Source organism: Lacticaseibacillus pantheris DSM 15945 = JCM 12539 = NBRC 106106, assembly GCF_001311175.1.
Taxonomy (GTDB): domain Bacteria; phylum Bacillota; class Bacilli; order Lactobacillales; family Lactobacillaceae; genus Lacticaseibacillus; species Lacticaseibacillus pantheris.
On record NZ_BBAI01000004.1, the window covers coordinates 58,364 to 81,172 of the forward strand.

The window sequence follows — 22,809 nt, forward strand, 5'->3', positions numbered from 1 at the left end:
AACTGTTATTCTGCTAGGCGCTATTCCAAGTATTTGGACATCCTGATAGTATTTGCCCGAGTTATGTGCTTGGTTGTAAGGCGGTTAGCTAGCGGATTTCGCCAGCCCGCCGCGAGTGACGTCACAGCGAAATCACTACATTTTTAGAATGCTTTTGGGATTGAAATAGCTCACATGTTTTTAAATGACGGCAGGAGACGAAAACGCTGTAACTTGAAGCGTTGATTTAAGGGCAATAATCGAGTACAATTGCCTAAAATGACGGGGAGTGACGAAAATTGGCAAAAGTAAGTATATCGACGAAACAAAGCCTCCTGCGGCTGTTCAATGCGTATTTTAAGCAAGATGATGATGACTTCATAAAACAACTAAATGAATTTTTTTGGTTCTGAGCATAAAACGACTGAGAGAGGATTACCTTATGAAGTGGTTTTTGAACAAGTGAGAAGAGGTTATCGTGAGGGTTCTTATGTACCTCATCTGTGAAGTCTGATTCTTCACCTGCAGGAACTCTCCAACAGACATCGGCTCGCGATGAGTGGAGACGGCGGCATGGTGCCACTATTGAAAAAAACACGTATTAAATCTGAAACTGATAAATTGCTTTTACCTGTGAATATTAGGAAAAAGGTTGAGATTCTTGAAAATCAGTTTCTCCATCGTAAGGATCTTGAAGAACGAGGCCTACAAGCGATGAACAGAGTATTGCTTGTAGGAGCACCTGGGGGTGGGAAAACAAGCCTCGCAAAGCAAATATCTCTTGATTTAGATCTCAATATGGATTTTCATAGTATTGCTTCCATCATTGACGCTGCATTAGGAGGTACGGGTAAACAAATACATAACATTTTTAAATCCGTCTCCTCGGAAATGTTATTTTTAGATGAATTTGATGCGATAGGTGCGAGCCGCGATCAAGGGAATGATCTTGGGGAGATGAGAAGAGTTGTTAATGTCCTGCTGCAAGAGATGGATAACCTTAGTTCAGACTCATTATTGGTTGCTGCTACAAACTTTCCTGAAAAACTTGATTCTGCAGTGTTGAGAAGGTTTTCAACCGTTATTGAGCTCCCAAAGCCTGATATTAGGCAGCGAGTACGATATATGCAGGAATTTTCATTAGAGCATAAAATATCAATTGAGAAAAAGGAAGTAATTCGGACTGCCAAAATCACTGACGGTCTTAGTTACGCGGATTTAAGGTCGTTTATGATGAATTTCGCAATAGCAGAGGTTTCAGGATATGAAAAAGAATTGCGGTTATCTAAGTACTACATTGAAGAGCTTAGTATGAGGCAAACGATTAATGACCAGGCACTTGCGAAGTGGGTAAATGATAAGAGCATCTCAATAACTGATTTATCGGAGGCTCTCGATGTGCCAAGAACGACTTTGTCAGACCGATTGAAGAGGGTAGGTGGTAATGATGAAAAAGAATAAACCTCATTTTCAGATTTCAGACCAGGACACATTCGAAAGGAGAGCGAAGCATCGATTAATACCTAAGCCAAAGGAGAACTTCAATTACGAAGAACATTCGGATAACTTGGGGCGGGAATTTCATGCAGTAATTGCATCTAGCAATAAGTCAATGTTTACGATTCCAAATGCCGAAACAATATTTAAGCTTCAATTGGACGAGGGAGAAAAGATAGAGCAGCGGGGGCGCTATGAAGCAATTTTTACAGATCAGGGGCTAACGGTGCGTGCCATACTGGGAGAGTCAGAGGCAATCGTTTCGAGTACTGAGAGTAATGTTAGGCGACTGGCTCGGCAGATTAACGATTATGGGAAGTCCGAAAGAGAACGAGCGGTTTGGGATTATGTGCAGAATATTTCCCCGTTTTCACCAGCCGAAAAAAATAGACACATCATTAGCTAACGCTGCGTCTTCTTCTAAAAATATTGATATAAACGTTATCATTGCGGGAGTGTGGGATTTTCATAATCAGGAGCAGTTACAGATGTTGCTTGATCAGCTAAAGGACAAGTTTCCTGAACAACCTGAAATTGAAACCGCAGAGCTGAGTGATGATACCTTATCTGCACATATGATTATTCCGTCTAGCGCACTAGCAGAATTAGCTAATGAGAACTTTGTGCTTGCAATCGAACCGAACGACTATTTTGTTGGTGAAGCAACACTGGTAGATAAAGCTGGATCTCTCGCTAACGCAAAGCTAAATGACGATATTGATATTGAAAAGTTGCCTACTGTTGCGATAATCGATGACGGTATTAAGCTGCCTGGAGATCTCCAGGCGGCCGTAAAGTATGTGTATCGGCTACCTAATCAACTGGAGGAAATTTCCGGTGAGGCTAATCACGGCACTCGTGTAGCATCTCGTTGCATTTTTGGTGAAGATCTTGAGAAGCAGGCAAAGTTAGGGGCGTTTACTCCTAAAGTTCAGGTAATTGATGTTCCAATAATGTCAGAACGTAACTCAGCAACAGACTTAGTTAAGAAGATTAGGCAAGTTGTGAAGGACCTTCATGATGAATGTGCAACCTTTTTATTTGCTTATAACGCCGAGGTGCCTTTTACACAAAAAAAGTGTTAGTCTGCTCGGAGCCGAGTTAGATAGCTTGATCTATGAATATGGAGTCAACTTTGTGACACCAACAGGAAATCACAAGCTTCGTAATCGGTATCAATCCATGAGTGATGTGATATCAGATTCGGGGGCAAGGATTAGTGCCCCGGCTGATGGGCTGTTAATAACCAGCGTGGGATCAATATCGCAAAGCGGAGACCTATCGACCTTCAGCCGTGTGGGCACCGGATTCAATGAGTCCATGAAGCCTGGGTTAGTTTATCCTGGTGGTAATTTACCTCTGAACAACGAGAACGGAGGAGAGTTTGTCCAGGTAACTGATCGTGAGGGATTTCTCACACGTGACTCGGGGACGAGTTTCAGCTCGCCATTAGCGGCAGCTGACTTAGCTATAGTTCAAGCGTATTGCCTTAACACTTTTGCTAAAGCACAACTTTATAAAGATCGAAACCGAACCGCTTCATTTGAAGCTAAAGCGCTAATGTATCACCGTGGAAGCGAAGCCGACACCATGCCATTTAATTCGCAAATTGGATTTGGAGAAACAAATATTGAACGAGTCCTATCATCCGACAATGACAACGCAACCTACATTCGATATGGTACTTTGAAACGAAAGCAAGTGTTAACTGTTAAATTCTTAGTGCCAAAGGTATTGGAGAGCATTCGAAAACGAGGAGTGGCAAGCTTACGCGTTGCAGTAACGGTTGTTGATTTTCCAAGTGCAAGAAGAATTAATGGTAAGGACTATCTTGATGGATATGTCGATACTAGTTTTCATAGTGTAAATTCAAAAGGAAATGCTCAAACTCGTAACCCATCAGCTAAACAGGGACGGCAAAAATGGACAAATATTCATCATTTTTCAGAGGATTTCAATGCCTATCAATCAGGTGATTGGGAACTCACCCTTGAATATTATTCACGGCCAAGCATTCCTGATGACGATGAGATTGATTACGTTGTCCTAATTTCTGTTGAAGATATTAGTGGAAATAATGTCGATTTGTACAGCGAAATTGAAGCTACTAACCGATTCAATATTGAAAACTTTATTGCTGTTAATCATGAAGGTAAACTATATGAGGAGGACGAAAATGACGAGTAAAATATACATTCAACCAATTTCCGGGGAGAATGATAATTCAGCTGTTGGCGAATTATACATGCCATCATCCGTTGGTGAGGCAGGAGTGGAATTTACTTCAGAAATGATGCGCGACTTGAAGGAATCTCTTCGAAATTTTGTGGGTTCGTTGGCTGACAATCCAATCGATGGGTGGACAATTGAACAAATTGAACTAGGAATTTCATTTTCATCGGACGTCAAGGCGTGGGTGATTAATGTAGGTGGGTCCGGGACGATGAAGATTAAGCTGAAACCGGCAAAATAGGGAAACTGAACTGCCCTCCCATAGTTGAAGTAAATATTGACCAGTTAACTTGCGGGCATGGTCTAGTATCCTACTGGTGTCAAATCGGCTGGTTTTATTCTGATATATTCATTGTTCTAGTGTAAGCATCCAATGACCAACCGTATTGGGAAAAGGTTTTTTTTCGTCAAGTAGAGTTGATGGATCTTTATTGTTTTTCCGCCTTACTGAACTGAACTATGAATCAAACCCGTTCCAGGAATTTACGATTGATGAAATTATTCACGCTAGTTTAACTGTATGCTGTATTATTAATCTTCTTCGTGGTGCTGTTAATACCTTCAAGGAAGCCATTTTAGTACACATATATTTCATCAACTACTTGTGTATTATACTTATTCAATGTTTTAATAGGCTGATCTATCTGGTTTCTTTAATGACATGATCGATACCTGATTGGTACTGCAACGAGTTCTGGCGGGCTTGTTATAGCTGATTGCCTAGTAGATTACGCCGCTTTTGTTCCAGTTTCCTCATCTGGTTGATCAGACTAAAGGCGACCGACCGACGAAAGTGTTGGTTCGAGGTATTAGCGTATTCGAATAATTTCCTGCGAACACAGTCCCTGACAAGCGCAGTTTTGAATGTAAGATGTCCTACAATTTACGACGGATATTTCCACATTATTCCGTTACGACAACAGCCGCTCATAAAACGAGTTCAAATCCCGGGATTCCAAAATAGACTTAAACTTCTGATCATCCGACAGAAAGTCCATGAGATTCTCGTATATGCTCCGAAACTCGTCCTTATATTTTTCCGATATTGAAATGATGTACACCATATTTACTTCAGCACCATCCCAGGTAATGCCGTCTTCGTTGAGAATGACGGCTACTTTTGTTTTGGGCGAGTTAAAGCTCATCGGGTGTGGGATCGCAATATTCTTGAATGACGTCGAGCCCATCGATTCTCGTTCCAAAATTTCGTCGTAAAAGTTATCGTTCACAACCTGCTGTTTGCGCATTTCATCTATTGCTGGTTTGAGGACTTCATCTTTTGTTGTGTGCCCGGATAGATGCCAGAACAGCTTAGGTTCAAAGAAGGTGAAGAACTGATTGCGCACGTCATTTTTCTTTTTGTGCATGAACGCACGGTCGATTTTGTCCTGAATTTCTGATTTTTGGTTATCGAGATTGAACGGGTCGAGCTCGATGCTATATTTTGGTGAATAGTGCGTCGAGTCATTTGTGAACGAGGTGAAGACGACGTCGTATGGGGATGTGTCGTAGTCTGGCGAGACCTTTTCGACTGTTTGAATGATGGTAATATCGCGCGAAAAATTAACCCTTAGAAAATCATGAACGCGATTTGCAAGGTTTAGGTAGTTGGGTGCAATTAGGATCGCCCGTAGTTTCTGCGGTGTATGCTTTTGCCGCTCGATTTCTGCCCCAATGTGCAGGGCAATAAAGGCAGTTTCGTCCTCCGGAATATGAATGTTCCACAACTCGCCAATCTGAAAAGCTACATAGGTTGCGATATCGAATATCAGTGGGAAATTGTTCCGGATGTTGGGTCTGATAGGGTTGCGAATAGAGTGCTCATGCTGGATGCGGTAAACCAGGTTGTGCACGTGAATGGTGAAGGGTTCAACAAAGTTATTTGAGCTGAGGTCAACCATGTACAGACTCCGCACCAACTTTGCAATTGTCAGAATGTTGCTGCGTAGTTCTTCATCTACTTTGGTTGTATCCGTATCGTCGTGCGGAATGTTTGCGTTTGATTTAATCAGCACTTCAATCTCCGTGGCTTCAGAATTACTGATTGATATATCTAGTTCATGCTCGATCGAGGTAATGAAGAATTCAGTATAGTCTGACATTAAGCTCCGCTTAGTTTCACTGGATGACGATACCGTATTGCCTGATGATAATCGGGCAATCAAAATCAGTAGGTGTAGTAGTAAGTTATTGTAGGCGAATTCGTTAACGTTGAGATTGTATTTGTTAATCATCTCGTCAACGGCATATTGCAGTACGCTGGTTCTTCTTTTGCCAAATGCTTCCTCTAGGTAACGCACGCTCAGTAAGTTGCCCGTGTTTTCGCGGTAGATTAAATGGCTAAATAATTGCCGCTTACTACTTTCGGCGCCGGTTATGGATAGACGGTCCTTATTGGAAACTATTGTAAGCGACCACTTGGCTAGTTGTTGGTTACTATATTGAATGGTTCTTCTTAACGTTTGGTAGGAAACGTATAGTTCGTTTGCTAAATCAAAGATGTCTGCTGTTGCTGAACGCAACAGCTTTTTTTACTATGTAGGCATACCGTTCTTCATCGTTCTGTGGAATGTGGTCCCCGACCTCATTGCTGATACGTAGTAACTCAGTGGCTGCAAGTCGGTCTAGTACCTGGTAGCCTGATCAGAAGAATCGATGATTTTCGAGGGACTGAGGCCGTTAATTTCGTGGACATAGTTGCGGACTGTGCGGGTCGATATGTTAAGTTCGGTTGCGATTTGACGGCTTGTCAGCGCGCCATCCGTCTTCATTAGTAAGCGAATAAGCAAAACCAGTTTTTGTTTCATGATTCTTCTCCGTTTCTACGTAATAACCACTAACCCACACTTAATGATTAGGGTTATGGCAAGGCTGGTCAACTCATAGTTTGCCTATGGCGGGGAAATTAACTTTTCCGCTAGTAAGGCAATCACTGTTTCCGCAGCGCCGGCAAAAATCGAGTCGAGCGTAATCGAAGTTGCGAATATAGTTTAGGCATAAAGTAAGCTTACTTGATCAAACATTTTTGAACTATGGGTAATTCAAACACACTATTGGAGGCAATTATTATGGCAGAACAGAAGCGTATTCTCCTTGTCTGCGGAATGGGTATGTCGAGTGGCTTTTTAGCAACGAGTGCTCGCAAAGCGGCTAAGAAACTGGGGCAAGATTATAAAATTGAGGCTCGCAGTGAAACGGAAGCAACGTCCTTTCTATCCTCTATTGATGGGCTGTTAATTGGCCCGCACTACGCACAGAAGCTACCTGCTTTTCGGGAGGCAGCGTCCAAATTCAACGTGCCGGTTGACGTCATTCCTGAAGAGATTTACGGCACGCTCGATGGTAGGGGGCTCGTTGGTTTCATCAACGACAGCCTGTTAGCTCAGTAATGGGGGACACATACTATGAATAAGCTAGTCAATTGGCTTTCCGTTAAGGCGGCCCCGGCGATGAAGAAATTTATTTCTCGTCCATGGATTGCTGCCATCGCGGATTCAATGCAGAAAATCATTCCGTTCATTCTTGCTGGATCGATGATTTTCCTTTATAACGTTATCCGGTCATATGTACCTGTACTACCCGACCTCACAAACATTAGCAATTTTACGTTTGGCATGCTGGGCATCATTGTTTCTTACTTGATTGCCAGTGAAGCTATGGAAAATCTGAAGCATCCGCAGTATTTACAGATGGCGGGACTGACTTCAGTAGCGGTCTTCATCATCAACATTAACCCTAAAATTAATGCAAAGGGGCTGATGACCGTTGAGTTTGGTCGGTTTGGTGCTACCGGCCTACTTATTGGGATGTTAACGGGAATTGCTGTCGCATTGGTTTTCCATTTATGGAGTAAATTGCACATCCTTGAAGATTCCAGTATTCCGGACTTTGTGGTCGGGTGGATTAATACCATCATTCCAATTCTCATCAGTGTTGCAATCTTTACAACCATCGTGTTTATTGGCAACGTTGACTTATTTAACCTGGTTGCATGGCTCTTTAGCCCGCTACAGTCGTTTGGACAGACCTTGCCCGGGTTCATCCTCATTAGTCTTATTCCGTCATTGTTGTACACGATGGGTATTTCTTCTTGGGCGTTCAACGCGGTATCAACACCTATCTTTATGGCCGGAATCTCGGCGAACATTGCTGCGGTGGCCGCTGGTGGGGCTGCAACAAATATTTCTACTAGTGAAGTAATGTTTACTTCTGCGCTGATTACGATGGGCGGGATGGGAGCAACTTTGACCCTGAACATCCTCATGCTGTTTGCTAAATCTCGGCGTTTGAAGGCGATTGGACGTATCTGTATTGCCCCGTCAATCTTCAACATCAATGAGCCCTGATGTTCTCTGGCCCAGTTGTTATGAACCCAATTTTGATGATTCCGATGTGGATTAATTCGATTACAGGCCCACTAATTGTGTGGACGGTTATGCGTCTTGGCCTACTGAACATTCCTGCCAAGATGATTCAGGTTGGCCAGATTCCGGCACCGTTCTCGTCGATTATGATCACGGAAGACTGGCGGGCAGTTATTTGGTACGTTGTGCTGTTCGCGCTGTATATGGCTACATGGTACCCATTCTTGAAGGTGTACGATCACGAATTACTGGTTAAGGAGGCAGAAGAATAATGGCAGTATTTCCAAAGAATTTTTTTGTGGGGTGCTTCTACCAGTGCGTACCAGGTTGAGGGCGCTGCGTTAGAAGATGGTAAGGGCCTGTCCCAACAGGATGTGGTGAATAAGGGCAAGACGGGTTTTGCCGATGCCTCAGTGGCCAGTGATCATTACCATCGCTACAAGGAAGACGTGCAGTTGATGAAGAAACTGGGACTAAAATCATATCGCTTTTCTATCGCGTGGTCCCGCATTTTTCCCGAGGGGGTTGGGGAGCCCAATCCCAAAGGGGTAGAGTTCTACCACAATCTGATTGATGAGCTGGTAGTTAACGGTATTGAACCGATTCCGACTTTGTATCACTATGACATGCCCGAAGCACTGGTAGAAAAATACGATGGGTGGATTGGGCGGCAAAGTGTTGACGATTATGTTCACTATGCGGATTTTGTGATTCGCGAATACGGTTCAAAAATCAAGTACTGGCTCACCATTAATGAGCAGAGCATTATTGTTCAGTATTGGAAGCAAAAGAACCACATTCCTGACCGTTATGTAAATGATGAGCAAATTAAGTATCAAATTAATCACCATATGAACTTGGCCCAGGCGTATTCGGTTATTTTGGTCCACAAGTACTTTCCTGACGCCATGGCCGGTGCAGCGTTGGGCTACTCGCCCATTTACGCATTGACCTCAGAACCGAAGGACGCGTTGGCCGCGCAAAATGCCAATAACCTGCGCAACTTGTTCTACACGGACGTTTACTTCAAGGGCTTCTACAATGAATCAGCACTTAAATATCTACAGGATAATAACCTTGCACCACGCATGGAATTAGGTGATGAGGCCATCATGAAGGCGGGTATCTCCGATTTCTTGGCCATTAACTACTACAACAGTGATGCGGCTAAGTGGCCAGAGACTGGAGCCAAGCGCCGTTGGTCAGGGGTTAACCTGAGTGGTAAGAAGGGCGATATTTCGGGCTACGAGACCCAACCAGGCTATTACGAAATTTGTCGGAATCCTAACCTTGATACGACTGACTGGGATTGGGCAATTGACCCATCAGGTCTTGAGTATGCGCTTGAAGATTTGTATTCCCGGTACAATAAACCCTTGATGATTACCGAAAACGGTATTGGCGCTCATGATGAGCTGGTTGATGGGAAGGTGCACGATCAATACCGCATTGACTATATGTCTGACCACATCGCTGCCATTGGGCGTGCAATCGGACGAGGTGTTCCGGTCATTTCATATAACCCCTGGTCGTATATTGATTTGTTGAGTACCAGCAATGGGTACCAAAAGCGGTATGGCTTTGTCTATGTGGACCGGACTGATGATGATTTGAAGAATTTGGCCCGGATCAAGAAGGACTCGTTCTATTGGTACCAAGAGGTTATTAATAGTAATGGCGAAAATTTGAAGTAGGTGACGATGATGGGAAAACAGAAAAAAAAGCTGAAGAGTTAATACCAGTTTCGATGGAAATTATTCTACATGCGGGGAATGCTCGCAATATTGCCGACGATGCATTTAAGTTAGCAAAGCAACAGGATTTCGACGGTGCTGCCCAGAAGATGGACGAAGCGGATAAGGAGATGGTTTTGGCCCATAATTCGCAGACTAGTGTCATTCAGGGCGAAGCACAGGGCGTTGAGTACGAGTACTCACCACTGTTTGCCCATGCGCAAGATACATTGATGACCATTACTTCTGAATTGCTGACCACTAACAAGTTGATTGATGTATTGAAGTTAATGCTTGCCAAGAAGGAGTAGCTAATGAACAAGACATTTCCTAAAAGTTTTATGTTTGGTGGGGCCATCGCGGCTAATCAAGCAGAGGGTGCATTCGATGTTGATGGGAAAGGTTTAAGTACTGCGGATATCCAGCCGTATTTACCCAACGTTCCTAAGACGGAACTGCATTTCAATAACATGGATTCAAAGACGTTTGAAGACTACGTCAATGGTGATTATTACTACCCAAAACGCAACGGGGTACACTTCTACGCTCGGTATAAGGAGTACATTGACTCCTTAGCGAATATGGACTTTCAAACGTTGCGTTTGTCCATTGCATGGACACGTATTTTTCCTAATGGGGATGAGGCGGAACCGAACGAAAAGGGGTTACAGTTTTATCGTGACTTATTTACCTACATGCACGAAAAGGGCATTGAACCAATTATCACAATTAATCACTATGAACTACCACTCAACCTGGTCACGAAGTACGGCGGTTGGGCTAATCACGAATTGATTGATTTGTTTGTTAAGTATTCCAAAGTACTGTTGGACAACTTCCACGAGCAAGTGAAGTACTGGATTGTTATTAACCAGATTAATTTGATTCACTTCGAAGCATTTGCATCACTAGGTATCCTCGAGGACAAAGTAGCAAACTATACGCAGACCAAATTTCAGGCCGTTCATCATCAATTTGTTGCGTCAGCCGAGGTCACCGAGTATGCACATAAAATTGATAGTAACTTGCAGATGGGAGTCATGCTGGCGGATTCGCACACGGAACCAAACACGCCATCGCCAGAAGACGTCCTGCTTAGCTACAAGCGGGACCGGATGCAGTACTTCTTTGGTGACGTCCCTATTCTGGGTGAATACCCCCAGTACGCGCTGAACTTCTTCGCCGATGAGGGTATTAAGCTGGATATTCGTCCCGGAGAATTAGAGGTTATTAAGGCGAATACATCTGACTTTCTTTGCATTAGTTACTACTACTCAAGCGTGGTTGATGCCACTAAAGACACGATGGATCCTGGTACAACGACTTCAAATAAGTATATTAAGGCCAACGAGTGGGCTGGGGCGTCAACCCGAGCGGACTGTACGTATGCATGTCTAAGTACTGGGATCGTTATCGTGTGCCAATGATGATTGGCGAAAATGGTTTTGGATTCAACGACGTTTTGACGGATGATAAAAAGGTTCATGATGATTATCGGATTAGCTATACGGCCGATCATCTCAAGGCGCTTCGGGATGCGATTGATGATGGTGCAGACATCTTTGCTTACTGTTCCTGGGGCCCGTTCGATATTATCAGCGCCGGGACGGCAGAGATGAGCAAGCGTTATGGGTTCGTGTACGTAGACTACAACGATTTTGGTGAAGGCGACGGTAAACTTTATCAGAAGGATTCGGGCACTTGGTATAAGGGTGTAATTGATGCCAGAGGGGCTAATCTGTAAATTAATACAGCGTCAATGGTGTTTTGCATTGAGTGGCAATCGATACTGATTGTCACTCTTTTTATAGCGTGAGGTGTACGTAATGAAGCTGATTGGAAGGATATTTGAAGTCGTGGCGGCTGCATACTTTACAGGGTTGGGTGTTAGTCTGATTGTCGCGGCAAATTTAGGCTCGGATCCCTTAACAATCCTTGAGCAGGGACTGAGCCGGTTTTTGGGATCAACTTTGCGATGACGGTCTTTCTCGTAAGTTGCATTTTGTTAAGTGCGGCGGCGGCCGTAAACATTCACAAAATTGGGATGGCAACCGTCATTAATCCGTTTTTAGTCAGTATGACAATTTATCAGTTTGAAGGTTTGATTCCCCTTGTTACCGCGGTAAGCACTAACGTTATCGTCAGAATGATCATTGTTTTGGTTGGACAATGCGCATGCTCACTTGCATTTGGGCTGTTGATTTCATGTGGATTGGGACCATTTTCACTGGATGTGGTTATAATGCGTATGACAAAACGACTGAAAGTTTCGTATCCCATGATCAGATATGTTTTTGATATATCAATGTGTATTGTGGGCTGGAGACTGGGTGGGGTTATCGGAATAGGGACTGTTATTACCGCCTGTACACAAGGCCCACTAATTGCAACTTTTCAAAAATTTACCGCCAAATTTAGTGTTAATCAGATGTAAAAGCACGAGTATAAATATTTAGTAGCTAGGCACCTAATTGCGACCTTTGAATGTGCTTTGTCATTTTGATTTGGCGGGTGGTTATGCGGGTAGCTCACCTAACAAACACACTGTTCACCTAACACTGTGTTTGTTAGGTGAACAGTTAGTAGCATGTCATTGTCCACGTCCATTAGTGCTAGCCACACTGGATGTAAAAGTACGTGGGCCACTAGGTCACAAATCGTTCGAAGAAGTTTATGATAAAGTTACCGTTAAGTAATATTCAGTACCAAAAAGGGTTATTAGAACCGGGTGACGGGGTCAGCACTCGCCAGTTAGAGTCGATAGCTAGGGTTAACAAAAATATTGGAGGTCACACACATGCCATTAATGAAAATTGATATGCTCAAGGGCCGCACTGAGCAGGAAATTCGCGACATTCTGGATATCTCGTACCGCGTGATGCTTGACGCCTTTAACGCACCCGAGGGCGATCGGTACCAGGTCGTTACGCAGCATGAACCCTACGAGATGCAGATTTTGGATACCGGGCTGGGCATTGAACGGACTAAAGATGTCCTGATTTTCAGCCTCACGACGCGGCCGCGGACTACCGAGCAGAAGCAGGCGTTCTACAACCAGCTGGTGAGCGCGCTGCATGAGCAGTTAGGTATCGCGACGAGCGATGTGGTCATCAACCTGACCGTTAATGCGGATGAGGACTGGAGTTTTGGCTACGGGAAGGCACAGTTCCTTACTGGCGACTTGTAGTGACCATAAAACATGGAAGATAAAACGCATAAAACCTAGCCACGCGCAAAATTGTGTATGGATAGTAAAACCGCCCGGACATTAAAGTTTGTCCGGGCGGTCTTTGTAACTGAAGAAAGCATCAAACATAATCCTGCACAGTCGTCTTGTTATGAACAACCTCCGAGAAGTCCGTAAATATTTGATGACCAAGATCAACGCCATGATCATTGGTAATCAACCAGGCAAATAGTTGAATGGGAGTGACGGCTAGGATAGGGGCCTTAAATGGGTCGTCCACGGCTCCTAGATTTAGCGAATTATGACGACCGGTATCCTGATTCCTGCCAAGGTTGATGGTGAAGATGTTGTCGATGTAATTGGCCTCGTAGTTACGTAGTGCGGCCATCTTTTCTAGAACTACCTGCTGAGCGTTGGTGACCAAATAGAATTGCACATCATCTTTGTGGATGCCTAGGTAGGGACCGTGCATGAAGGCCTCTAGGTCATGGCCGCCCGCAGGATACCGTACTACTTCCACAAATTTTGTTTGAAATTCCATTGCGGTGCCTACTGTTGCCCCATAGCCAATAGCCGTGTATTGCCGCGGGGTCAGCATGTTCTGCTTATGTTGGGCATAGAACTCTTCGCTGTTTTTGATAACGTCGGGGATACGGCCGATAACATTGGCGAACTCGTTCAGTTCGGCCTTTTCTTGTGTTGAGTCGATGGTACCGGACTGCTTGGCAAAACGCAGTGCAAGCAACATTAACGACAAAACTGTTGCGTTAAAGCCCATCGTGACGTAGCCCACCCGTTCTTTGCCCGTGAGTATGTCCAAAGTAGTGTCACACGCCGCGGGTAGTTCTGTATCGGGACGGCTCGTGACCGCGATACGGTTAACGGAGCGTTGACGCGACACCTTTTCAATTGCATCAATAGTGGCGGTGCTTTGGCCGCTTTGGGATACACCTAATACCAGATCGGTATTGCGACTGACCGATTCGTACATTGTGTAGTTGAAGGGTTCCTCAATCTGCACGTGAATATTGGCGATGTTTTCCATGTAGAGTTTGGCGCTACGGGATGCGTTAATACTGGATCCTGTGGCTAGCACTAGCCAGTTCTGTGCATCCAATTTGATGTCCTTGAGCGCGGCGTCAACCTGTGTGGGGTAATTATCTAGTATTTTTGTGAGTGCTGAGTGTTCCTGGTTAATATACGTATACATAGTTGGAGTCATTTTTATACCTCGAAATATTTATTGAGAAAGTTTGCCACACCATCATCTAGGTTACTTTGGGTATGGTTAGGAACTGATTGTTGAACTTGCTTCTGTGCGTTGCCCATAGCCACGCCAACCGCCACCGCTTTGAGCATTGGCAGGTCGTTAAGACCATCCCCAAATGCTATTGATCGGTTGAGCGGTACACCGACTAACTCGCAGTATCTTTGTACTGCCGTCGCCTTCGTGACATCGTGGGGTAGTATCTCGATGTTATTGGGAGAAGAACTGGTGATGTCAAAGTGGTTGGAAGAGGACAATGCGGTCTTCGCTGCGGCCAACGCCGGGGGATTTTCGTCGCTGATGACAATACCATTAACGATTTCTTTCTGGTGGTCTACTAGTTCGTCAACGTTATTCACTTTTGCGTATTTAGGTTGACCAGTCCCGGCAACTCTTTGCTGTGCATCGGCCGAAAAATAATCTGGTAGCAGGTTGGTATAGAAAACCCGGTTGGTAGTGAAGAAGAACGTCGATAGGCGATACTTCTCGATAGTTGGATAGATGGTACGCAGGGCATTAGCACCTAGTAGTGACAAGCTCGTTTGCCCATTAGCGTGAATAACGGCTCCGTTACTTGCGATGACATCAACTTGAGTCCCTATTTGTTGGGCGATAGCAATACCCGATTCGAGCATTCGTCCTGTAGCAATGGAAAAGTGGTGGTGCTGGTCAATTAACGAGTTAATCGTCCGGATTGTGGTTGGTGACACCTGCTGTTGATTATCAACCAACGTACCGTCGATATCACTGAAGATTGCGTAGTTATTACTCATTTCGATTACTCCTCGAGGTTAAACCGGATGACTCACGAACCACTAATTCTGGTGGCAGTATGGTTAGGTCACCTAAATCGTATTTTTCTGGTGATATTTGGTGCAGTAATTTGCGGACCGCCACATTTGCCAATAACCGGTTGTGATGATTGATTGTAGTAATACGTGGAGTGAAGTAGTTGCTGTCCGGAAAAGCATCGCAACTGGCAATGGCCATGTCAGCAGGACAGCTCAGGCTGTTGTCATTCAGGGCGCGAACAGCCCCTAACGCTACTTGGTCGTTAATTGCAACAATAGCTTCCGGTCGTGTATCAGATTCCAATAGCTTCTGCATACTGCTATATCCGTCTTCAACATAGTAGTTACTGAGAAAAATTCGGTCATCACGTAACTTGCTGTAGGTGTTCATGGCATCCTTGTATCCGGCTAGTCGCTGTGTGGTAATGGTAATTCCTGGCTCGCCACCGATAAAACCGATATCGTGATACCCACTAGCCAGCAGGTGTTGAGTAATGATAGAACCACTTAGCTGCTGATACCGTGAAACGTACTGAAAGTCGTGATTCTGCAGAGGCTGGGCCATAATAACAACTGGCAGGTTGCCGGCCATTCTGGTGAGCGCGTCTAAATACTCCGGTCGCGGTTCCGACCGATCAATTTCACCACCAAGAATTAGAACTCCGTCCACCTTTTTTTTCTTCAAGTCGGGCAAATGCGTCGATTTCTACCTGAGTTGCATCTACGGGTGTCTCGCCAGCAGTCATGGTGTTGAACAGTAGAATGTTGTATCCGGCGGCCTTCGCCGGTGCCTCAATGTGTGAGACCAAGGTAGTGAAGTACGGATTAGCAATATCAGAAACAACCACCCCAAAGGTGTTGGTGTGCTTGGACACCATTCCGCGCGCAATTGCACTTGGCTGGAAACCCGATTGGTCCAGAACTTTCTGGACCCGATCACGTTTATCCGGTGCGACATGTGCCTGTTTGTTTAGTACGCGTGAAACGGTACTGGTTGACACGCCGGCCATTTGCGCGATTTCTTTGATAGTTAAATTATTAGCGTCCATGTTAGCACTCCCCCTGCTCATCAACGATTACAGTCAGTTTAAAACATAAAGTAAGGGCTTGCAAGATATTTTTGGGCACGTTACCAAATTAGTGTTTTGTGCTTGACAGTCGAGATAAGCCGCGATAGCATGGTGTCGAAAGATAAATAAAGCGGTTTCACGTATGTGGGAACGTTACCAAAGAGGGATGAGCTATGACAACAAATATACCGACCGTCCTGGCGATTGATCAAGGCGGAACAAAAATTGTGGTTGCTGAAGTCGATAGACAAGGCCACCTGCATCAACAAATGAAGTTTGCTTCCGACGTCGGTACGCAGGCGTTAGCAACAAAACAAATCATTAACGCGATAGATAACTATCTCAGCCATCCGCATTACGGACAAATTCAACAAATTAGTGTTAGTACGGTTGGCAGGATTAACGCTGATACGGGATATTGGTACGAGATTGATCCAGGGAGGTGCGAACCAATTGACCTCGCTGGTGCGATAACCGAACAGTTTGGAATACCAGCCATAGCTGCGAATGACGTTTATTCTGCTACATATGCAGAAAACAAGGTCGGTATTGGCCGAGGAACAGCTGATTTTATCTATCTTAATCTTGGTACGGGTATCGCGGGACGGATTGTGGAGAACAACCGAATTTTAACCGGTGCGCATTTTGATGCCGGCGAGGTGGGACACATGTCGGTCGATATTCATAGTACCGATAAGTGCGTTTGTGGCCGTTATGGTTGTGTTGAGCCAATTGCTTCGGGACTGGGTATCAGTACTAAGGCGCGGGTACTTATCGAGGAAGGTGCCAAGACTGAATTAAAGGTTGAAGAAAACGGCCGTGTTGGGGCAGAACAATTATTTAGTGCCTATGACAATGGTGACCTAGTGGCAATTGAGGTCATGGACGAAGCGTTAATTGCCCTAGCCGTTTTGATTGAGAACCTAATTCGTACTAGTGATCCTGACGCAGTTGTAATTGGTGGCGGCACCAGCAACGGAAATTGGTTGATTGACCGTATCTGTGCTCGAATTACCCCGGAGACTACACGTCTAATGAAAATGGGTATCGTAAAAAGTCAGATTAATCCTAATAATATTTCGATTGTTGGCGCAGGTTTACGTGGTTTTGAAACGGGGGTGAAAGTCGATGTCAATTCAAGAGGTATTGCAGAGGACAAATAATCTGCACCACTTATTGAAACTACAGCAATCTCCAAGTGAGAAGCATTTAAGCAAGGCGGTTGACCTGACGAGTATGACCACGTCTGTTTGGCAACATCGTGACCGGGGATCTATAACTTCACACGGTGTCGGGGTCGTCGCGCTAAAATCACCAACGAGGTACTCAAGCTGGCCACAAGGTTCTCCGACTGATGGTGACTATATTCAGTATGGGACGGTCACCGGGTATAAAACGTTGAATCGGCTCGACTGGGCCGGATATAACCGGATTATCTTTACGATTTGTTCTAACGATGTGAACGTCATTAACTCAAACGTGACCGTTGCGTTTAAAAATGATGGTGTTGTTAAGATTCCGGACAAGTACATGCGCGATGGGTTTCATTCCATCAACCTAGCTAACGATCACAAACCGCACCAATACCATCTAGACATTAGTGATTTGCCTCGTGATGCTATTACTGAGATTAGTTTTAGCTCGGCGGCGAATGGTTCATACATGAATATGCCGGGCAAAATCGACATTGAGATTAGTGATATCATCCTGGGAGTTACCCAAAATTCATCAAAAAATGTCGCTGGCGGCCAACGGACGGCGTGATTATTGCATCGCAACTGGGGTATGACCAACATGGTCGTAAATCCATCCTCGTTAGTGATAACGTCCCAGAAGCGAGTTTTGAGGTTATCGATCAAAGTACGAACCGCATTGTTCTGGACGGTAAATTAACCAAGCAGAGTGTTGACGGGCGGCAATTATTTAGTGGTGACTTTTCGGAGCTAAGTCAGCCCGGAAAATATGAGATTAGGGTATCGGGATGCCGACCGGAAACCGTTCAGATTCTTCCTAGTAACAAAATTTGGTCTGAATCAGTGCTTGATAGCCTGAACTTTATCTATAGTCAACGTTGCGGTGCTCCGGTACCAGGAGTACACGGAACGTGCCATACGGATGTGTTTGCAGAGCATAACGGCATGACAGTTCCGTTTAACGGTGGCTGGCACGATGCTGGCGACCTATCACAACAGAGCATGCAGACCGGTGAAGTCGCATTGAGCCTGTTGGAGGTGTCGAGTGTATATCAAAAAGAACAACCGGCATTTGCTGCTCGGCTCGAGGAAGAGGCCGAATGGGGTCTGGACTTCATTCTGAAGACGCGTTTTGGGGATGGATACCGCGCTACTAGTCTGGTACCTCCCGGTGGACGGATAACCAAATCGGCAACTTTGATGACGTTCGTGCTCGTACACACAACAGCGCGTATGATAATTTCCTGTTTGCGGGTATTGAGGGCAAAGCCGCGTTGGTCACCAACAACACTCAATTAAAGCGGGTGCTTACTCAGGCCGCAATCAGCGACTTTGAATTTGCGAGTGCCGTCTTCATGGAACACCCGTATAAGCGCGAACCAATTATGTGGGAGCACACCTATAACACGTCAAAGTCCTCTTATGATTCCACTATTGCATGGACGGCTGCAGTTCTTTTTAAATTAACCCATGACGATACCTACCAACAAAAAGCCATTAGTGCCGGTAAAAGGCTGTTAACTTATCAGGAACGTGGTGGAATTACCGTTAACGGTAGAGTGGTTAAAGGCGTGTTTTATCGCGATGAAACACACACTGTTTTTCAGCATTTTAACCACCAGTCACGTGAACACTTATTTGCCTTTGCGTTAGCAGAGCTGATCAAGATTACTACTGCTGATGAGCAGCAATTGTTTAAAGATGGTGCACGGATGTACGGCGATTATCTTCTGTGGCTACAGCAATATACAGCCCCGTACCCGATGATATCTTCCGGATTGTACTTTGACGATGAGCAACAAGATAAAGACAGTTTTCACATTCAGCATCTGCTGACCGACGCAACGGCCGAATCTGAGTATGGCAAACAATTGCAAAAGGGGATAAAGATAGCCGATCATCTGTACGTCAAGCGTTTTCCGGTTTGGTTCTCCTTCCGTGGTAATAACGGAATTCTTCTATCGACTGCATTAGGGGCCGCAACCCTAGGCGACGTTTTACACGACGCACAATTAAGACAATTAGCTGAAAACCAGCTTTACTGGATAGCCGGAGAAAATCCATTCGGTAAATCTTTAATGCTTGGTTTGGGTCACAAGTTTGATGATTTGTACGCGGTATCTAGCGGCCCCCAAGTTGGAGCTTTGCCGGTTGGTATTGAAACTCGTGATGACGAAGATGCACCATACTGGCCGCAGTTTAATAATGCAACTTACAAGGAAGTTTGGATTAGTAATAGTGGTCGGTGGCTATCGGTGATTGCCACACTCCTCAAATCATCCTCAAAGGAGAAACAACAATGAAGTCTAACAAATTTATCGACGGTTTATCTTCTTTCGCTGGTAAGCTGTCATCTAACAATTACATCATGGCCGTGCGTGATGCCTTTGCCGGAAGCATTCCGTTAACCATTACAGCAGCGTTTTTCCTTTTGGTAAACAACGTTCTATTGGCGCCGAAAACTGGATTATTACGGTCAATGCCTGGTCATGAGCAGATTATGGCAATTGGGACTCAGGCGTACAACGGTACTTTGGGGTTCTTGACGATTCTGATTACTTTTCTCATCGGTTACCGACTCGCTAAGTACCTCAAGGCCGATGGGTCAATCGGAGGGATGGTTTCGGTAGCTAGTTACATCGCGTTGGTGCCTAATCAACTCACCATTCAGAGTGCAACTGGTAAAAGTGTATCCGTCTTGGGTGCACTGAGCCAGAACGAAACATCGGCTAACGCCATGATGATGGGCATCATCGCAGGTCTAGTTGGCACGACCATCCTGGTAAAACTTTCGAAGAGTAAACGACTACAGATCAAGATGCCCAACGGTGTTCCACCAGCAGTATCGAAGGCCTTCAGCTCACTGTTCCCAGCATTTTTAACCATTACGTTCTTTGCTATTATTGAAGTACTGGTGCAGACGTTAACAGGAATGTCCCCGGCCGATGTTATCGTGAAGGTACTGCAAGCACCACTAGTTGGTGGTTTCCAGTCATTACCAGGTATTCTGTTATACGTATTCCTTGCTACCGTTGTATTTATCTTTGGTATCCATGGTGCCTTTGTTTTTGGCGCAATCTCTGGACCAATTCTATTAACCTCCTTGCAGCAGAACATTGATGCAATTAAGGCTGGGTCTTCGGCACCAAACATCGTTACTCAACCATTCTTGGATGCGTATGTGTACATGGGCGGCGGTGGCACAATGATTTGCCTGGTGTTAGCAATCATTATTTTCTCTCGTCGTAAGGATGAACGGATGATTGCTAACATCGGTGGTGTTGCTAGTCTGTTTAACATTAGTGAGCCAATGATGTTTGGTGTTCCAATTGTCTTTAACCCGGTTTACGCAATTCCGTTTGTGTTATCGCCACTAGTAGCAACGCTGATTGCTTATGTATCAACAGCAGCTGGCCTTGTTGCTAAAACCTATATTCTGATTCCTTGGGTAACTCCTCCCGTTATCTCTGGATATCTGGCAACGGGTGGTGACTGGCGTGCATCACTGATGCAAATCATTACGATTGTCATCGGTACACTCATTTACGCACCATTTGTAATTGCATCTAACCGAGTATTTCAGAAGCAACAGGCAGAACAACAAGCGTAGTTAATGCATGGACACTGGAATTTGAAAGGATGGTTCATTATGGCAAAAAAGGTAATTATGTTAGCTTGCTCCGCAGGTATGTCCACCAGCATGTTGGTCGCAAATATGCAGAAGCCGCGGCCAGTGACAATATTGACGTTGATATCTTTGCTACGGCATCGAGTGGTATTGATGACGCAATGGAGGAACAGAACCCGGATGTCCTGATGCTTGGACCTCAAGTCCGGTTTATGGAGAAGGATTTGAAGGGCAGGCTGGATATTCCCGTTGAAGTAATTGATATTCGTGACTACGGGACTATGAATGGCGAAAAGGTTTTGCAGACCGCGCTTGGTTTGATTAATCAAGCGTAGGCAGATATTGATTTCGATCGAATTTGTTGAAACAACGGAAGCTGATTTTACGCAGTACTAAAATAGGTTCAACAGTTGCCGGTGGGGGCGAGAGGGTTGAACCTACTTTTATTATGCTTGTTTTTGAGGTGTGTCTCGAAAAACATCCAGAGCAAACTGTTCAGCTAGATTTGCATTATCTATAACCATTGTGGTGTCGATATTATAGAATTTATCTTCTTTGTTGCGTTTTGCTGACAACCAATTGAAGGAGCCGTCTGCAAGAATGTGGTGATCAATCAGTATTTGCTTTGAGTGTATACGCCTGTGTGTCATTTTGATAGTCACACCCAGTGACGAAAGAGTATTAATACCAGACTGGAAATTTTGCAATTTATTTTTTTTCAGTATTCATTTCTGCACTTGGGTGAACAACCACCGAGACGCCTCGGTTAATACAGCTTTCCATGGCCACAAGTACCGGTTTTGCTTGATCTTGAAGTACAAGATTGGAAATGTAAGGAGCACTGATATCCACTCTTTCCTGGGCCCGAGAGAGTTGTCTAATTAGCCAGTCATCATGAGCCTTTGCACCTGTTAAATTTGCAATTATTTCGTCGGGTTGGAAACTTGATACTCCCACGATTTGATTGCTTTTATGCGCAAACAGTTTTCGCGCGAGTTGTCCGGATGGCAGGGATTCCTTCACAGGTAAAATGTCTACATTACCGAAATACAAAAAGCTATCCTTGGCTCTAGAAACGGCAACATTGAGCATATTGGTGTTTCTATCAAAGAAAAATTCCGTTTTATCACTATCGTAAACGGGGGAAAAGATGATCACTTTCCGTTCAGCACCTTGTAGAGCGTGAATTGTTCCGCACGTGAGCTCCTCATCTTTGAGCCCTTCTTTTTGTAATTCACGTTTGATTGTGTTCGATTGTTCCTTAAATGGGGTCACTATTGCGATTGTATCCTTTAACCGAGTTTTATGGCCATGATCCATAGATTCTATCCGGGTTTTATTTTCGCGAATCCACCTTGCAATTGCCTGTGCCTCTCGCTCATTGTAGCGACTACCATTTTTTTGTTTTTGCTTTACCAAGCAGAGTAGCATATCCGAACTGTGGCAATGACCATCCTGATGAGCCCTTTGGCGTGGAACGTTTGGGAATTAATTGGTTGTCGTAGGACATTTTGTTGAAATAGTCAACGATGTCGGGCAGACAGCGGAAGTGTTCTTTCAGCATTATGCTTTGTCTGTTATTCTCATTAGCGATAAAAGATGATTGATGCTGAGTTGCTGACATAAGGTCGCCGCTAGCAACAGAGAATCCATCATTTTCGATGGTTTCTATGTCATCTTCGCTGAAGTTAATTAGGTGGCGCATGTTGACCCGATCAATATTCTTTTCGAGGGCCCAAATTGGCTGAATTTGCTTAGTGTCCCCCACTACAAGTGCCTTTTTAGCTAGAGCAAAGCTGGCTAGGGCTATTTCCGGACTAACTTGGCCTGCTTCATCGACCACTAGCAGGTCGATATCGTTAAACATC

23 protein-coding genes and 3 pseudogenes are annotated in these 22,809 nt (G+C 44.7%); 18 read left to right on the forward strand and 8 right to left on the reverse strand.

The genetic code is table 11. The features are described from left to right. Positions 1–552 precede the first annotated feature (552 nt). From JCM12539_RS02635 to JCM12539_RS02655, 5 genes are all read left to right on the forward strand, one after another. A complete protein-coding gene (locus JCM12539_RS02635) occupies positions 553–1,440 on the forward strand; it encodes an AAA family ATPase (protein ID WP_054649033.1) in 888 nt (295 codons plus the stop codon). Further along, positions 1,424–1,882: a hypothetical protein gene (locus JCM12539_RS02640; protein WP_156302012.1), complete on the forward strand. Its 459-nt coding sequence runs from the start codon at positions 1,424–1,426 to the stop codon at positions 1,880–1,882. Before JCM12539_RS02635 ends, JCM12539_RS02640 begins: the two co-directional genes overlap by 17 nt. A gap of 82 nt (positions 1,883–1,964) precedes the next feature. Continuing rightward, positions 1,965–2,561 (forward strand): S8/S53 family peptidase, encoded by a 597-nt coding sequence (locus JCM12539_RS02645; protein WP_054649037.1) that lies wholly within the window; start codon positions 1,965–1,967, stop codon positions 2,559–2,561. Further along, on the forward strand, positions 2,497–3,663 hold the full coding sequence (locus JCM12539_RS02650; protein ID WP_225350210.1) for a S8 family serine peptidase: 1,167 nt from the start codon (positions 2,497–2,499) through the stop codon (positions 3,661–3,663). Before JCM12539_RS02645 ends, JCM12539_RS02650 begins: the two co-directional genes overlap by 65 nt. Beyond that, complete coding sequence (locus tag JCM12539_RS02655) at positions 3,653–3,949, forward strand: hypothetical protein (RefSeq protein WP_054649041.1); 297 nt, start codon at positions 3,653–3,655, stop codon at positions 3,947–3,949. Before JCM12539_RS02650 ends, JCM12539_RS02655 begins: the two co-directional genes overlap by 11 nt. Positions 3,950–4,619: 670 nt before the next feature. Here JCM12539_RS02655 and JCM12539_RS02660 read toward each other — a convergent pair. Further along, positions 4,620–6,230 carry a BglG family transcription antiterminator gene (locus tag JCM12539_RS02660; RefSeq protein WP_054649043.1) on the reverse strand — a complete coding sequence of 537 codons (1,611 nt, stop codon included), beginning with the start codon at positions 6,228–6,230 and terminating at the stop codon, positions 4,620–4,622. Between the two features lie 102 nt (positions 6,231–6,332). After that, positions 6,333–6,515 carry a helix-turn-helix domain-containing protein gene (locus tag JCM12539_RS15045; protein ID WP_054649045.1) on the reverse strand — a complete coding sequence of 61 codons (183 nt, stop codon included), beginning with the start codon at positions 6,513–6,515 and terminating at the stop codon, positions 6,333–6,335. Between the two features lie 261 nt (positions 6,516–6,776). On the opposite strand from JCM12539_RS15045, the gene JCM12539_RS02670 reads away from it, so the two are divergent. The 7 genes and pseudogenes from JCM12539_RS02670 (at position 6,777) to JCM12539_RS02700 (ending at position 12,992) form a co-directional block, all read left to right on the forward strand. Continuing rightward, positions 6,777–7,097 (forward strand): PTS sugar transporter subunit IIB, encoded by a 321-nt coding sequence (locus tag JCM12539_RS02670; RefSeq protein ID WP_054649047.1) that lies wholly within the window; start codon positions 6,777–6,779, stop codon positions 7,095–7,097. Positions 7,098–7,112: 15 nt separating this feature from the next. Further along, positions 7,113–8,344: pseudogene (locus tag JCM12539_RS02675) on the forward strand (PTS sugar transporter subunit IIC). An 18-nt stretch (positions 8,345–8,362) separates the two neighbouring features. Beyond that, the gene (locus JCM12539_RS02680; RefSeq protein WP_054649049.1) at positions 8,363–9,766 is read left to right on the forward strand and encodes a glycoside hydrolase family 1 protein; all 1,404 of its coding nucleotides are present in this window, start codon (positions 8,363–8,365) and stop codon (positions 9,764–9,766) included. Between the two features lie 53 nt (positions 9,767–9,819). Continuing rightward, a complete protein-coding gene (locus JCM12539_RS02685) occupies positions 9,820–10,116 on the forward strand; it encodes a PTS sugar transporter subunit IIA (protein ID WP_054649051.1) in 297 nt (98 codons plus the stop codon). Between the two features lie 30 nt (positions 10,117–10,146). Then, positions 10,147–11,549 (forward strand): annotated as a pseudogene (locus JCM12539_RS02690) (glycoside hydrolase family 1 protein). Between the two features lie 219 nt (positions 11,550–11,768). After that, the gene (locus tag JCM12539_RS02695) at positions 11,769–12,239 is read left to right on the forward strand and encodes a DUF6198 family protein (protein WP_500778461.1); all 471 of its coding nucleotides are present in this window, start codon (positions 11,769–11,771) and stop codon (positions 12,237–12,239) included. A 363-nt stretch (positions 12,240–12,602) separates the two neighbouring features. Further along, positions 12,603–12,992 (forward strand): tautomerase family protein, encoded by a 390-nt coding sequence (locus JCM12539_RS02700; protein ID WP_054649055.1) that lies wholly within the window; start codon positions 12,603–12,605, stop codon positions 12,990–12,992. Between the two features lie 121 nt (positions 12,993–13,113). Here JCM12539_RS02700 and JCM12539_RS02705 read toward each other — a convergent pair whose 3' ends face one another. The 4 genes from JCM12539_RS02705 to JCM12539_RS13815 are packed head-to-tail and all read right to left on the reverse strand — an operon-like array spanning position 13,114 to position 16,099. Further along, the gene (locus JCM12539_RS02705) at positions 13,114–14,214 is read right to left on the reverse strand and encodes an SIS domain-containing protein (RefSeq protein WP_054649057.1); all 1,101 of its coding nucleotides are present in this window, start codon (positions 14,212–14,214) and stop codon (positions 13,114–13,116) included. A 2-nt stretch (positions 14,215–14,216) separates the two neighbouring features. Then, positions 14,217–15,032 carry a Cof-type HAD-IIB family hydrolase gene (locus tag JCM12539_RS02710; protein ID WP_054649059.1) on the reverse strand — a complete coding sequence of 272 codons (816 nt, stop codon included), beginning with the start codon at positions 15,030–15,032 and terminating at the stop codon, positions 14,217–14,219. Beyond that, positions 15,025–15,720: a substrate-binding domain-containing protein gene (locus JCM12539_RS13810; protein WP_225350202.1), complete on the reverse strand. Its 696-nt coding sequence runs from the start codon at positions 15,718–15,720 to the stop codon at positions 15,025–15,027. The genes JCM12539_RS02710 and JCM12539_RS13810 overlap by 8 nt, the downstream gene beginning before the upstream one ends. After that, entirely contained in the window at positions 15,692–16,099 is a 408-nt protein-coding gene (locus JCM12539_RS13815; RefSeq protein WP_225350203.1) for a LacI family DNA-binding transcriptional regulator, read from the reverse strand. Before JCM12539_RS13815 ends, JCM12539_RS13810 begins: the two co-directional genes overlap by 29 nt. Positions 16,100–16,293: 194 nt before the next feature. Between JCM12539_RS13815 and JCM12539_RS02720 the strand changes: the two genes are divergently transcribed. The 6 genes and pseudogenes from JCM12539_RS02720 (at position 16,294) to JCM12539_RS02745 (ending at position 21,276) form a co-directional block, all read left to right on the forward strand. Then, complete coding sequence (locus JCM12539_RS02720) at positions 16,294–17,283, forward strand: ROK family protein (protein ID WP_054649061.1); 990 nt, start codon at positions 16,294–16,296, stop codon at positions 17,281–17,283. Further along, complete coding sequence (locus JCM12539_RS02725) at positions 17,249–17,884, forward strand: hypothetical protein (RefSeq protein ID WP_156302014.1); 636 nt, start codon at positions 17,249–17,251, stop codon at positions 17,882–17,884. Before JCM12539_RS02720 ends, JCM12539_RS02725 begins: the two co-directional genes overlap by 35 nt. Next, a complete protein-coding gene (locus JCM12539_RS02730; protein WP_054649065.1) occupies positions 17,881–18,612 on the forward strand; it encodes a glycoside hydrolase family 9 protein in 732 nt (243 codons plus the stop codon). Before JCM12539_RS02725 ends, JCM12539_RS02730 begins: the two co-directional genes overlap by 4 nt. Next, entirely contained in the window at positions 18,588–19,616 is a 1,029-nt protein-coding gene (locus tag JCM12539_RS02735) for a glycoside hydrolase family 9 protein (RefSeq protein ID WP_054649067.1), read from the forward strand. Before JCM12539_RS02730 ends, JCM12539_RS02735 begins: the two co-directional genes overlap by 25 nt. Beyond that, positions 19,613–20,923: a PTS sugar transporter subunit IIC gene (locus tag JCM12539_RS02740; RefSeq protein WP_054649069.1), complete on the forward strand. Its 1,311-nt coding sequence runs from the start codon at positions 19,613–19,615 to the stop codon at positions 20,921–20,923. Before JCM12539_RS02735 ends, JCM12539_RS02740 begins: the two co-directional genes overlap by 4 nt. Positions 20,924–20,962: 39 nt before the next feature. Next, positions 20,963–21,276: pseudogene (locus JCM12539_RS02745) on the forward strand (PTS sugar transporter subunit IIB). Between the two features lie 373 nt (positions 21,277–21,649). Here JCM12539_RS02745 and JCM12539_RS02755 read toward each other — a convergent pair. Then, positions 21,650–22,360, reverse strand: coding sequence for an AAA domain-containing protein (locus JCM12539_RS02755; RefSeq protein WP_162203994.1), 711 nt, complete (start codon positions 22,358–22,360; stop codon positions 21,650–21,652). After that, positions 22,332–22,808, reverse strand: a complete 477-nt coding sequence (locus JCM12539_RS02760) for a hypothetical protein (protein WP_054649075.1) — start codon at positions 22,806–22,808, stop codon at positions 22,332–22,334. Before JCM12539_RS02760 ends, JCM12539_RS02755 begins: the two co-directional genes overlap by 29 nt. Between the last annotated feature and the right edge of the window lies 1 nt (position 22,809).